We start from the raw sequence: 12978 nt of genomic DNA on the forward strand, positions 1-12978 counted from the left end.
GGGGAAACCCGTCGAAAAGCGTCAGAAACGGCGCAAAATCGATCATATCGAGGTCGACTTGGCGCCTTGACGCTGAAATCCAAGTATCAGAGCGCTTTGATCAGACCTTCCCTAACTGGCTCCCAATACCGTGCCAAGGCACCTGCCCTGTATAGGCCATCGTTTCGACGTGATGCATTTTAATCTCCCTTTATAAGCCGCATAACGCACAAGGCCCGGACAATGCCGGGCCTTGTGGTCAATATTGGATTATTGATTTAATCGTAAGAATCCCGACCAAGCTGGTCAGGCCGAGTGAATGAACATCGAGCTACGGCCGATAAAATAGCCGCAGCAACGATGAAGACGCAGTATAGAAACTCAGATTTATCTTTCATATCTACCACCCAATACAGTAGCGCAAGCGCAAAAAAGCCACGCGAAGCAAGGAATTCCTGCTTCATTGGAGTATTAAGGTTCTGAGATATTTTTAAATCGAGCTGCCCCCTTGCCGACAGGTCCCTTTCTGTGATCCTCTCACCGATAGATCCTTTTTATGAATCTCTTACGACACGCGTTTAAAAACCTCAAAAACGGACACCTGCTATTGGGTTAATCCCCCACCAACATCCCATACCCTATTCTGGACTAGCAAGCCTGCCCATCAGGGTATCGCATGCGTAGATGGAGAGACTCCTCGTAGCGCCCGACCAGTTCTTGTAGGACATGGGCCGAAGCGGCAGCGTTCATAAAGCGTCCGGTGGTCCTGAAGGCCTTGTAAAGATGGAGGGGGTTGGGTCGCATCATTCCTTTGACCATAGATCCCGCAAAGGCTTGTGTTTCCTGCGCTACGAAAAGCGCCAAGAACTGCGTCTGCCAAGTGTGTGCACCTAGCGACAGAAAATGTACCTCATCTGAGTTGGTTAGCGAAGGACTGAAGGCTCCAAACAAGGAGGAATTCCGCCCTCCATGCGTACTCTCCGAGAAGCGTTTTTTTGCTTCCCGATGCCGTTCTACTAGTTTAGTTGCATGCACCTGGTCAACGTCGCACGCACCAGCGTACTGGAGTAGCTGCTCATACACACGACCGTATCCAATGTACTTATTCCAGAAAGCGTTCGTATCGTCCGTTTCAGCGAAGGCTTTACAGGTTTCCGCATTCAACGCCAGGGCCATCGCGATCTCCATGTTTTCTACGAAGGTACGAGCAAGGACGTTTGCTGCGATATCCTGACCAATCGCAAGCAGCTCTCGGATAGAAATAATGTCTCGTTTTATTCTTGACACTGTTACTGCGTATCCCATCAGGTTGCTGTCAAGTGGAACTTCGTACAAATACCGCTCGAACTGGATAAAAAACTGAATACTCTCGTCGAGCAGGACGAACCACGGCTGGAGGTATTCGTCGCGCTGCGCCGTCAGCCTTATACGCAAGGCATCTAACTCTTGCCGTACATCGACCCGCCCACAATCTGCTGGAGATGTCGCCGCTGCATGCAGGAGGTCGGCTCGTTCAATGAACGTCTGAAGCGTTAGGGCATCGATTCGAATGGGAGCATTCATGATCATATTTTCCGTGCGTTTCAATCCATCGCCAGCTCAATTGTCAAGCGCGTGAATCGTACAGGATATTGCGGGCACCCGAATGGCCTCCGTTATATTGACGGCACTCTACGACCGAGACTGTGTGCCCCTCTACGCCACTGACAATATCTCTGCGCCATTCGGTTTGGGCTGAGCATGAAGCAACTCGTCAATGGCGTTGATCAGCCGCAGCTGTTTGTTTGCGACAACTCCAGCCGGGTACTTCGCTGGACTGCATCGCAGCTCGATACAGCACGTTTATCAATAACTGACGGGGCTATCACATGCCCATGCTTTTTGAAACTTGACTCGGTTTCCTCTCGCGCCATTCCTATTTGAGGGCTCTGTCGCGATCCCTGTGGAACTGACCTGATCATGCCGCCGCCGGCGCCAACCATGGATTGCGCGGCAAGTGCTTGAGCTTGGCGCACAACAGGTAGGCGATCGCGATCAGGTTCTCGTGGGTGGCATAGCCCTTCGCCCGCGCCTTGGCCGCCTGGATCTGGGCGTTCATCGTCTCCACGCTGGCGTTGGTGAGGCCACTCCGGAAGTGCTCGATGATCCCGGCCTTGTGCTCGCGCAGGGTCGCGCCAAGACGCTTGAACGGCGGCAGGCGGCTGCGGCGTGCCCAGCTGATCCAACGGTCCAGCTGGTGGTCGGCTTCTTCCGGCGACAGCCCCGCTGCGTACAGGCGTCGCAGTGCCTGTTTTAAGTGCCAGGCGCGCGCCGTCTTCAGGCCGCTGCGCTGCAGCCAGTGCATGGTGCACAGTTGCTTGTAGCTCCAGCGCTCGGAGTCCTTGAGCAGCGCCCAGCGGCTGCCCTTGAGGTCAGGCTCGGCCTTTACCTCCGCCCGCCGCACCTGGTCCAGCGCCCGGCCCGCCAGCGCCACCACGTGGAAGGGATCGAACGTCACTCGCGCCTGCGGGCAGTGCCGGGCGGCGCCAGCCTGGAACGCCCTGGACATGTCCATGCTCAGGTCGCTGATCGCTCCGGCATCACCGCCATGGGCCTGCAGGTCGGCGATGAACTCGCTGAAGGTCGCCGCGTTGCGGCCGGACGTGGCAAACAGCAATCGGGCCGCATCGGCATCGTGGAACAAGGTGATATAGCGCTGGCCGCGCCGGCTGCTGGTCTCGTCCACGCCCACCCGCTTGACCGTGCTATAGTCCTCCCGCGCACGCGCCTGGTCGATGTGATGCCGCAACAGCCGCCAGACCCGATCGTCCGACACCCCCACCAGTCGGGCCACGTGCGCCACCGGCATCGCTTGGCACAGCGCGATCACGAATGCTTCGATCACCAACGAGAAGCCGGACCCGGGCCGCGCCCATGGCGGCTGGACCTGACCGGTCTTGCCACATGCCGCACAGGCCACCCGGGGCAGAGGGGCATGGATGAACGCCCGGAACTGGAAGAAGTGCAGGTGTTGCCAGCGTCGCTTGATCCGGTCGTGGATCGGCTGGTCGGCTGCACCGCACGCCGGACACGCCAGCCGCTTGGCCTGGCACTCCACCGCAACAAAGTGGATGGCACCCTCAGACTGCCGGAAATCCACCGAAACCACCGCCCATGGCGGACTCAGACCCAATGCTTGTGTGAAGAGAGCTTCCATCCGGGAAGCGTGCCGCCCACGTCGGGCTCAGGCAAGAGCGATTCCACACGGAACGCGACTGATCCAAATTTCCTTCTCTCGAGCCGGCGTCATTGCCAGCGCTTGCAATCTAGCCGATTCCCCACTTTAGCGGCATAGGTATGCGGAAAAGGGGGCGGGAGGAGAAAGGGTCACGAGGAAAGAGGGGGCAGGTACATTTAGAGCTGGCCCCGGAAATCTGAACAGCTCGATAGGTGGATTTCCTGCTCACTGAGGCGATGATGATCGCCGCGCAAGGAGCAGAACCATGGCAAGACGACCTCGCCGCAACCACTCGCTGGCCTTCAAGGCCAAAGTGGCCTTGGCCGCCATCAAGGGAGACAAGACGCTGGCCGAACTTGCCCAGCAGTTCGACCTCCATCCCAAGCAGATCACGCAGTGGCGCAGCCAGCTGCTCGAGAACGCAGCCGATGCGTTTGGTGGCGCCGAGCCGGGCCCGCCGCCAGTGGACGTGAAGGCCCTGCACGCCAAGATCGGGGAGTTGACGCTGGAGAACGATTTTTTAGAAGGCGCGCTCACCAAAGCGGGTTTGCTGAGCGCAAAGCGATGATCGACCGCATCCATGCTCTGCCGGTGACCCGGCAGGCCCAGGCTCTGGGCATCAGCCGCGGCAGCGTGTACTACCTGCCACGCCCCGTCCCGGCGCAGGATCTGGCGCTGATGCGCCGGATCGACGAACTGCATCTGGAGCTTCCGTTCGCCGGCAGCCGGATGCTGCGCGACCTGCTGAACCAGGAAGGCTTCACCGTGGGCCGCAAGCACGTGGCCACGCTGATGCGGCGGATGGGCATCGAGGCGCTGTACCGCAAGCCCAACACCAGCCGCAGGCATCCGGGGCATACGATCTATCTGTACCTGCTGCGGAGCCTGAAGATCGACCGGCCCAACCAGGTCTGGGCGATGGATATCACCTACATCCCGATGGCTCGTGGCTTCGTCTACCTGTCCGCCGTGATCGACTGGCACAGCCGCCGGGTGCTGGCGTAGCGGGTGTCGATCACCATGGACGCCGACTTCTGCATCGAGGCCGTGGAGGAGGCCATTGCCCGCCATGGCGCGCCGGAGATCCTCAACACCGACCAGGGCAGCCAGTTCACCAGTCAGGCCTTTACCGGATTGATCAAACAGCACGGTATCGCCATCAGCATGGATGGCAAGGGATGCTGGCGCGACAACGTGTTCATCGGGCGGCTGTGGAAATCGGTCAAATACGAAGAGGTCTACCTGCGTGCCTACGACAGCGTCAGCCACGCCAAGGCTTCGCTGTCCCGCTACCTGACCTTCTACAACCAGCGAAGGCCGCACACCGCGCTTGATCGACTCACGCCAGATCAGGTCTACTTCAACCAACCGCTGCCTTTGCCGAAGGCAGCTTGACCGGCAGGCGATCCACTTATCGGATACGGCTTGGCTGTTCAAACAGACGGGGCCAGCTCTGTATGACCGGATCGCTGCCGGCCGGGAACCCGCGGTGTGCCCCGTTGCCGGGCGACAGGGCGGCGGCCACGACTGCCCCCTCGCCACCACGATCGCCCCTGCACTGCGAACCCGTCATTCGCGCGGCGCGTCTGTCGGTTCGATTCTTCATCCATTCTTATCAGATGCTTTGCGAATGTTCTCCCTGATCGCTGGCTGGGGCCGCGATCGACCCCTCAACCATGGAGATCGACATGTACAGGAGCAGTGGAAACTTCGAGGCGTTCTCGCGCCCCCCCAAGCCCGAAGGCGTGGAGGGCCGCCGTGCCTACTTCGTCGGTTCCGGCCTGGCCTCGCTGGCGGGTGCGGTGTTCCTGATCCGCGACGCGCGGATGCCCGGCAGTGCGATCACGATCTTCGAGGAGCTTGCGCTGCCCGGCGGCAGCATGGACGGCATCCTCGACCGGCACAAGGGATTCATCATCCGCGGCGGTCGCGAGATGGAAGCGCACTTCGAGACACTGTGGGACCTGTTCCGCTCGATCCCCTCGCTCGATACGCCCGATGCCTCGGTACTCGACGAGATGTACTGGCTGCACAAGACCGACCCGTCCCGCAACCCCTGCCGCGCGATCCACAACCGCGGCGAGCCGATCGAACGGATGCCCGACCTCACGCTCACTCCAGGAGCGGTGGAGGAACTGATCGCGCTGGCGCTGACCCGCGAAAGCGAGCTGGACGACAAGCGCATCGACGAAGTGTTCGGCGAGGAATTCTTCGCTTCGAACTTCTGGCTGTACTGGGCCACCATGTTCGCGTTCGAGCCATGGGCCAGCGCGGTGGAGATGCGGCGCTACATCCTGCGTTTCGTCCATCACATTTCGACCCTGTCGGACCTGACTTCGCTGCGCTTCACCCACTACAACCAGTACGAGTCGCTGATCCGTCCGCTGGTGGCCTATCTGGAAGGACAGGGCGTCACCTTCCGCTACAACACGCAGGTCGACGACGTGCTGGTCACCGCGAGCGGCAATGGCAAGTTCGCGACCGCGATCCGGCTCACCAGCGACGGCGTCGCCGAGAAGATCGCCGTGGGTCCGAAGGACCTGGTGCTGGTGACCAACGGTTCGATCACCGAAAGCTCCACGTTCGGTGACAACGATACGCCGGCGTCCATCGTGACCGACCGCGGCGGCGCATGGTCGCTGTGGAAGCGAATGGCCGAGCGTGACCCCGCCTTCGGCCGTCCGGAGAAGTTCTGCGAGAACATTCCGGAGGCGAACTGGACGGTCTCCGCGACGGTCACGCTGACCGACGATCGCATCGTGCCGTATCTCGAACGGATCACGGGCCGCGACCCGCGATCGGGCGTGATCGTCACCGGTGGCCCCTGCAGCATCCAGGATTCAAGCTGGCTGTACGGTTTCAGCATGAGCCGGCAGCCCCACTTCGCCGAACAGGATCCGCAGAAGGAACTGGTGGTCTGGCTGTATGGGCTGTTTTCCGACAAGCCCGGCGACTACGTGCCGAAGACGATCCGCGAGTGCACCGGCGCGGAGCTGTGTGCCGAATGGCTGTACCACATCGGCGTGCCGGTGGACCAGATCGATGAGCTGGCGCACAACGCGGCCAGCACCGTGCCGTGCAACATGCCCTACATCACGTCCTATTTCATGCCGCGCGCGGCCGGCGACCGGCCGCTGGTGGTGCCGGAGGGCTCGCAGAACCTGGCGTTCATCGGCAATTTCGCCGAGACCGAGCACGACACGGTGTTCACCACCGAATACTCGGTGCGTACGGCGATGGAAGCTGTGTACACGTTGCTGGGGGTGGATCGCGGCGTGCCCGAGGTCTTTGCGTCGATGTTCGACGTGCGCGTGCTGCTCAGCGCGCTGTACTACCTCAACGATCGCAAGCCGCTGGACGAGGTGAAGCTGCCTTGGCTTGCGCGCATCGCCAGCAGTGCGGCCATCGCCAAGACCCGGGGCACCTATCTGGAGGATCTCCTGCGGGAGGCGAAGCTGGTCTGAGTGTGGCGGCGTCCGGGGTCCAGGCCGGCGCACCCTCATGCAGGCGGGTGGGCGAGGCGATGGCTACCCGCTGCTTGATGCCCCCGTGGGCGAGGCCAGTGGCGACGGCACGTGGGCCTGCAGTAAGGCCAGCATTGCTGCCAGCGTCTGCCGGCCTTCGTCGCTGTCGAGGTTGAATTGGTACTCGTGGCCTTGCGGGGGTTCGTGAAAACGGGGGTGAACCCCCTCCACCATCATCGAGTAAAACCGGTAAAAACTCCCCTCATCTTCCGATACCCTCACGCCCTGCTCCCACCGCAGAGTCTGGTGTGCAGATTCGAAGCAATTGCGCTCGGATGTCTGCCGGTGTTGCCGCCAAATCCACAGTGGCAAATCGAATGGCGTGCCCCTGGATCAGCACTGTCTCGTCGACCATCTGGCCGATCGCGGGATGCAACAATAATCCGCTCGCGTGATCTGCAAGTGCATCGCCGCACCCAACCTGGGAGCGCAGATAGGCGTAGATCTGGTACACGTATCCACTGCGCAGGGTTTCCTCACGGTACCAGCCACTCGTCACAATCGAGGTGAACTTGGTATCGATGACGATCCGCTGCTCGGTTGACGGGTGGTCGAGCACGATATCAGTTCGCATCGTCGGCAGGATCTTGTCGATCCCCGCCGTCTTCTGCTCGATCTGCCAGCGCATCGCCCCGCCGCAGAGCACCCGCCAGCCCTGCGGACTCAATACGACTTCGTAGAAGCCGCCCAGCGCCCGCTCGAACAAGCGGCGTACCCACAGCGCCTCTCTGTCCGGCAGAGAGAGCACATTCGCACCCGTCGCCTCCGTAGGTAGCAATAATTCGAACGCCAGCTTTGCGGCCGCCACCATGAAGCGGTCGTCCGCATCGTTACGGCCAAAACGATCGGTGCTCATTTGGGCGCGGGTCGGAGCGTCGCCCGATACACCCATTGCCTTCATGCCACCCGCAAGTGCGCGGCACCGATGGGCAACGTCCTTCCTCTGAACGATCCTGGAGATGGATTCCAAAGCTGCTCGGACGAAACGATTGCGAGGGGTGTCGATGGTGAGTTCGTCGAGGCGGCACGCCACCAGGCCTCTATCCATCAACTGATGGCGTTCGGTGGTCAAGACGTCGATCCGGCCACGCACGCGGTTGATTACTGCGTCGTGAGATCGATATCCAAGACTCAAGCGGCGACGCTGTCGGACCTCAACCGCGCGGGCAAGGATCTCCGCAACCAGGTCCGGTAGATCGTCCGGGCTATCTTCCAAGCCGATCTCGCCGATGCCGCGAGTGCGGAACAGGTCAGAGGCGTAGAGCATCAGCAGCCAGAGGTTGCGCACCGGAATGCGTCCGATGAACCCCTCAGCGCTCATGGACGCACTCTCCATCTGTTCAGCGACGGCGGTCATCACCAGCCCTGCGTTAGCTGTGCAAGCGCCTTTTGTGTTTCGTCAGGCGCGTCGAACCAGTATTCATCCAGCAACGGACCGATCTCCGTCTCCACTACCTGCTGGAACCATTTCTTTGTGTCTCCCGCCTCCAGTCGATGTGCGGGTGTCACATAGCTGTGACCGATCCGAAATTGCTTGCCAAGGCGCGCATCCGCCGCGATCTGGTCGTTCAGCTCGGCGATACGGCGTTCGATATCCGCGACCAAGCCTGGATCGACAGCACACTCCGTGACCACCCAATCCCGCCAAACCGAGCCCAGTCTTGGCTCCAGCCCAACGAAAGCAAAGCGGCGACGCAATGCCAGATCGACCAGTGCAAGTGATCGGTCGGCGATATTCATGGTGCCGACTACATAGAGATTTTCGGGAATATGGACGGGACGTCGTTTGCCGTCCGCATCCGGATAGCAGAGTTCCAATGCTTCGTTGGGTGTCCGCTTGCCGGCCTCAAGCAAAGTCAGCAACTCGCCGAAGATCTGCGCCGGGTTTCCGCGGTTGATCTCCTCGATTACCACGAAAAACTTCGATGAAGGGTCCTTCGATGCAGCCTTGATGACCTCCATGAAGAGACCGTCCGCCAGCGACAACTTGCCTTCGCCAGTGGGGCGCCACCCTCGAACAAAGTCCTCGTAGGACAGGTTTGGGTGGAACTGCACTGCACGGACCTTGCTGTCGTCCTTCCGGCCCATGAGCGCGAACGCGAGCCGTTTGGCTAGCCAGGTCTTGCCCGTGCCCGGAGGCCCCTGAAGGATGAGGTTCTTTTTCGTGCGCAGACGATCGAGCAAGCGGTCAATCTCGGCCCGCTCCAGGAAACAGCCGTCCTTGAGGATGTCCTCCACCGAGTAGGGAACGATTGGCGCTGCCACCTGAAAGGCTTCGCGAACTTCACCTTCAGTTTCCTGTTCTGCTCCGGCATTGGTACCGATATCGCCAGTCGGCACAGGCTCGTCAACCGGGTCTTTGTACATCCAGGACGCAAGCGACAGGTCTGGGAAACTGTGGACCGGATAGCCGTCTTCGCCAAAGCGCGACCGCAGATCGTCCAGCAGTTTCAAATACTCGCGTCCATCACAGGGACCTTGCTGGCCATTGATGACGACATTCAGGCCTAGCCGCTTGTTGATGTAGTGGCGCGACTGGCTATCCAGGGTCAGGAACTCCCACGGATGCGCCCAGTAGAGACCTGTCGAAAGGTTCCATGCGACACCCCATACTTGGGTTGCCTCGTCATAAGCCCCGATGAAGGCATCTCGGGTGTCCAACTGATCGCCATCGACCATCTTGCTCGCGGCAACGAATACCTTCCATAGCGCGTCGATGTCGTCTGCACCACGCTTGTCGGCATAGGCGAAAAACCAGGAACGTTGGTTGTTGAGAACGGGAATGCCTTCGAATGAAGGTGGGACCGGCACCGTCACACCCAGCAACTTGGCAAGTTCGCCCGCGATGGTCTTACGGTTGCCAACGGTCATGGACCGATTAAAGGTGCCCATCGTTGTGAATGGGCAAATGTCCCGCAGCGGACCACAGGTTCCATCGGGAAACTTATCCTGGAGGTAGGTCAGACCCGGCACACGCGACGCGATCTCGTGGATGCCCTCGATGAGCGGAGTTCGATCGTCTGCGTGGGCCAGCAGCTTTTCGGCCACTGCCTCGTAGAAGTCCGTCCATTCGAAGCGTTGCTTTTCTGGCGAAGTCGTGCCGTAACGCTCCCGCCAAAAGGGCTCGTTGCGAAAGCGATCTACATCCTGCGGCTTGCCGTCAAACGCAAAGGCAATGAGCGCATCGTTCATCCATTCGCCAGGAAGCACGCGCCAAATCGTTGCTCGGTGAGTGTAGAAGTACCACTCCCGTACCGGCTCGACCTTGGCCCAGTCCACCTTCACCCGTTTCCCGTCGTTCAGGTTTTCGGTGATCGTGCCGACCGCCTTGATACCCATAACCGAAACCGCTCGGCCTCGGCTATCGAAAGGCAGACCGTGCTTTCGCGTGTAAGACGACTTGATGGCGATCCGCTCTCCCGGGCGCATGGATCGCACAACATCGAGGAGCTTGTCGTCGTAGCCGTTCTCCCAAATTCCTTCTGCAAGAAATCGCGGCATCTGATCATCTGTACCGCCATAGCTCGCGCCGACGAACCAGGTCGCCTGCGGTGCACTATCTATCGTCTGAGTGGTCATCCCCCGCCCCCTTTAGTAATACTGCCGGATATAGCTGTAGGCCTTCTCGAACAGCTCTTCATCAGCATGCAGCTTGTATTTGAAGAGGGCCTTGCGCAGTGCCTTCTTGACCTCACGCTCACCGGCCTGAGTCCCTTGCCAGCCCGGGAAGCGGACCAGTCGCACGATCTCGTCGATGTCGGCGACCACGCGTTCGACCATGATGGGTGTCTCGGCCGTCTTGACCTCGTTGAACAGCTCGGTCAGGGCAGCCTTGCCACGATCCTCGTCCTCTTCGGGCGGGACCTCCTTCTCGGCTTGCAGCGTCTCCTTGGCGATCTCCAGCAACTGCTTCAGAAACTCGACGCTGTTGATCTGCCCGGATTCGAAGCGGTCCTTCAGCGCATCGAGCCGCTCCGACAGCTTCTTGAACTTGGGGTTGCCGCCATGCCCGCGCAGCCGGCGCTTGAGCTTGATCTCGATCTCCTTGGCCTTTTTAGGGTCTGGGTTCGAAAGCACTGCCTCCAGCAGATCGGCGTCCAGCACCAAGGTGTCGAGGTCATCCCGCACCGCGTCGACATGCACATTCTGGTGGATCAGCTCGATGGTCTTGGCGCCCAGGGAGTGCCAGATCAGCTTGCCGTGGCCACTGGACGGCTGCACCGACTGGTACACCTGCGACAACCACTTGTAGTCCTTCTCGAAGGGGCCCAGAACGGTGTCCGGTGACAGCGCCTCCCAGATCTTGTTGAGCACGCTGTACTCAGCAGCGAAGTTGTCTCGCACCTCATTGTTGGGCAGGCACTGCTGCGCGGCGATCAGGCCCTCATAGCCCTGCACGCTGCGGTCGCAGCCAGCAAAGAACGCCAGGCACTTCTGCATCGCGTCAGGCAGCTTGTCCTTCAGCTCCTGGATATTGCTGACCACCTGCTTGACGCTCTGGTCGTCAAATTCCAGCGCTGCTGCCACATCATCGAAGATGCCGAGGTAGTCGACGATCAGTCCGTGGGTCTTCTGTTCGGAGTAGGTGCGGTTCACTCGGCAGATGGCCTGGAGCAGCGTGTGGTCGCGCAGCGGCTTGTCCAGGTACATGGCCTGCAGGATGGGCGCGTCGAAGCCCGTCAGCAGTTTGGCCGTGACAATGATCAGCTTCAGTGGGTCGGCCGGGTCGCGGAACCGATCCAGCAGTCGCTCTTCTTCGTCGCGGCTTCGGTCGTAGGGCGCGTACTCTGGATGTTCCTTCTTGTCCGCCGCCTGCACCGACATGACGATGTCCGTAGCCTCGGGCGGCAGCAGCTGGGTTCTACCCCGAAATCACGGACTGTTTGGAAAGGGCTGAAAACTTCTGGTCCTGCTTGACCCGGCGCCGTCGCATCCTGGGGTTGTGGCGGCGCTCGATGTATTCGAACACATCGGACCGGGCGGCATCGAGTGTGGGATACTTTGTGCGATAGATCCGCTCGCGTTTGAGCAGACCAAAGAACCCCTCGCAGGCGGCATTGTCGCCACAATGCCCCACCGCACTCATCGAGCAGAGCAGGCCATTGGCGGCCAGGTAATCCTGGCAATCACCGCTACGAAATTGGCTGCCGCGATCGGAATGCAGGATCAGCGGATGCTGCTCCTGACGCTGCCAAACCGCCATCTGCACGGCCCTGATCACCATCTGCCGGTCCTGCCGGTGGTGCATGGACCAACCCACAATGCGCTGATCAAACAGGTCCAGCACGACGCACAGATACAGCTTGGCCTGCTGGGTCTTGATCTCGGTGATGTCGGTCACCCACTTGGTTTCCGGCTCCAGGGCGCTGAAATCACGCTCCAGCAGGTTGCGCACGCCCGGCGGCGTCAGTGCCGGCTGAGCGCGCTGGCCACGCCGTTTCGGGCGTGGCCAGCCTTGAAGGCCTGCCAACGCCATCAGCCGGGCAACCCGGTTCCGGCTGGCTAACAACCCTTCCTCGACCAGATCCTCCTGCATGCGGCCGGCCCCCAGCGTGCCCCGGCTGTCCTGGTGCAGCGCATGGATACGGCTCAGCAAGCGCTCGTTGTCGTGCTGGCGGGCACTGGGCAGTCGCTTGCTCCAGTCGTAGTAGCCACTGGTCGATACCCGCAGGCAGCGGCACATCAGGCGAATCGGAAACTCATCGCGGCAACGTTCGATCACCTGATACCTCAGGATGATGCCTTGGCAAAGAACGTCGCCGCTTCGCGCAAAAAATCCCGCTCCTTGGTGATCCTGGCCAACTCGCGCTTGAGCCGGGCAACCTCCTCGTCACGCGGGCTCCCGGTACCCGCAAAGGCGGCTTTCCCCACCGTCTCCGCCTCCCGCTTCCAGCGGGTCAGCAGACTGTCGCGGATGCCCAGCTCACGGGCCACCTGGGCGCAGCTGACACCGGGCCGACTGGCTTGCTCCACCGCGCCACGCTTGAACTCGGCACTGAACTTACGACGCTTTGACATGAACACTCCTCATGGCCTGTATCGGCCTTCTTGTAAGTGTCCGTGAAATCGGGGGTGAACCCCAGCTCGCCAGGACGAGTAAAGACCAGCGGAGCCAGTCGCAAGGCGCACAGCGTCGTGAACTGCCCAGTCTAGCGATCGATGGCATGCAAACGCCCCTTTCAGCAAGGCATATCTGCGCTAATTGCAGGCGTGCAGACGTCCAGAGTGATCCAGCAGCAGCCAGCTCCTCATGGCATA

At 60.6% G+C, this 12978-nt stretch carries 7 protein-coding genes and 1 pseudogene; 2 read left to right on the forward strand and 6 right to left on the reverse strand.

Annotation, left to right across the window (positions count from 1 at the left end):
- Positions 1-627: 627 nt before the first annotated feature.
- Both ACVOL0_RS12875 and ACVOL0_RS12880 read right to left on the reverse strand, forming a co-directional pair.
- Positions 628-1542, reverse strand: coding sequence for a hypothetical protein (locus tag ACVOL0_RS12875; RefSeq protein WP_481507733.1), 915 nt, complete (start codon positions 1540-1542; stop codon positions 628-630).
- A gap of 394 nt (positions 1543-1936) precedes the next feature.
- A complete protein-coding gene (locus ACVOL0_RS12880) occupies positions 1937-3175 on the reverse strand; it encodes an ISL3 family transposase (protein ID WP_481507732.1) in 1239 nt (412 codons plus the stop codon).
- A gap of 286 nt (positions 3176-3461) precedes the next feature.
- Between ACVOL0_RS12880 and ACVOL0_RS12885 the strand changes: the two are divergent.
- Positions 3462-4591 (forward strand): annotated as a pseudogene (locus ACVOL0_RS12885) (IS3 family transposase).
- 293 nt (positions 4592-4884) lie between these two features.
- Positions 4885-6660 carry an oleate hydratase gene (locus ACVOL0_RS12890; RefSeq protein ID WP_004146476.1) on the forward strand — a complete coding sequence of 592 codons (1776 nt, stop codon included), beginning with the start codon at positions 4885-4887 and terminating at the stop codon, positions 6658-6660.
- Positions 6661-6922: 262 nt separating this feature from the next.
- Here the strand turns inward: ACVOL0_RS12890 and mcrC are convergent, their stop codons facing one another.
- The 4 genes from mcrC to ACVOL0_RS12910 all read right to left on the reverse strand — a co-directional run bounded on the left by mcrC (position 6923) and on the right by ACVOL0_RS12910 (position 12738).
- Complete coding sequence (mcrC, locus tag ACVOL0_RS12895; RefSeq protein ID WP_481507730.1) at positions 6923-8077, reverse strand: 5-methylcytosine-specific restriction endonuclease system specificity protein McrC; 1155 nt, start codon at positions 8075-8077, stop codon at positions 6923-6925.
- A complete protein-coding gene (locus tag ACVOL0_RS12900; protein WP_481549446.1) occupies positions 8077-10299 on the reverse strand; it encodes an McrB family protein in 2223 nt (740 codons plus the stop codon). The genes mcrC and ACVOL0_RS12900 overlap by 1 nt, the downstream gene beginning before the upstream one ends.
- Before the next feature lie 12 nt (positions 10300-10311).
- Entirely contained in the window at positions 10312-11544 is a 1233-nt protein-coding gene (locus ACVOL0_RS12905) for a type I restriction enzyme subunit R domain-containing protein (RefSeq protein ID WP_481549447.1), read from the reverse strand.
- Positions 11545-11581: 37 nt separating this feature from the next.
- Positions 11582-12738 (reverse strand): IS3 family transposase gene (locus tag ACVOL0_RS12910; protein WP_481507750.1). Its coding sequence is split into 2 segments (ribosomal slippage): positions 11582-12498 and positions 12498-12738, totalling 1158 coding nucleotides; the frame shifts between segments, so codons are not numbered across the junction.
- Positions 12739-12978 lie beyond the last annotated feature (240 nt).

It is taken from the genome of Stenotrophomonas sp. STEN021 (genome assembly GCF_056760175.1).

Excerpts from the sequence above, each read along its gene's own strand:
- ACVOL0_RS12905 (WP_481549447.1), bottom strand. The coding sequence starts at position 11,544 with ATGTCGGTGCAGGCGGCGGACAAGAAGGAACATCCAGAGTACGCGCCC.
- mcrC (WP_481507730.1), bottom strand. The coding sequence starts at position 8,077 with ATGACCGCCGTCGCTGAACAGATGGAGAGTGCGTCCATGAGCGCTGAG.
- ACVOL0_RS12890 (WP_004146476.1), top strand. The coding sequence starts at position 4,885 with ATGTACAGGAGCAGTGGAAACTTCGAGGCGTTCTCGCGCCCCCCCAAG.
- ACVOL0_RS12880 (WP_481507732.1), bottom strand. The coding sequence starts at position 3,175 with ATGGAAGCTCTCTTCACACAAGCATTGGGTCTGAGTCCGCCATGGGCG.
- ACVOL0_RS12900 (WP_481549446.1), bottom strand. The coding sequence starts at position 10,299 with ATGACCACTCAGACGATAGATAGTGCACCGCAGGCGACCTGGTTCGTC.
- ACVOL0_RS12875 (WP_481507733.1), bottom strand. The coding sequence starts at position 1,542 with ATGAATGCTCCCATTCGAATCGATGCCCTAACGCTTCAGACGTTCATT.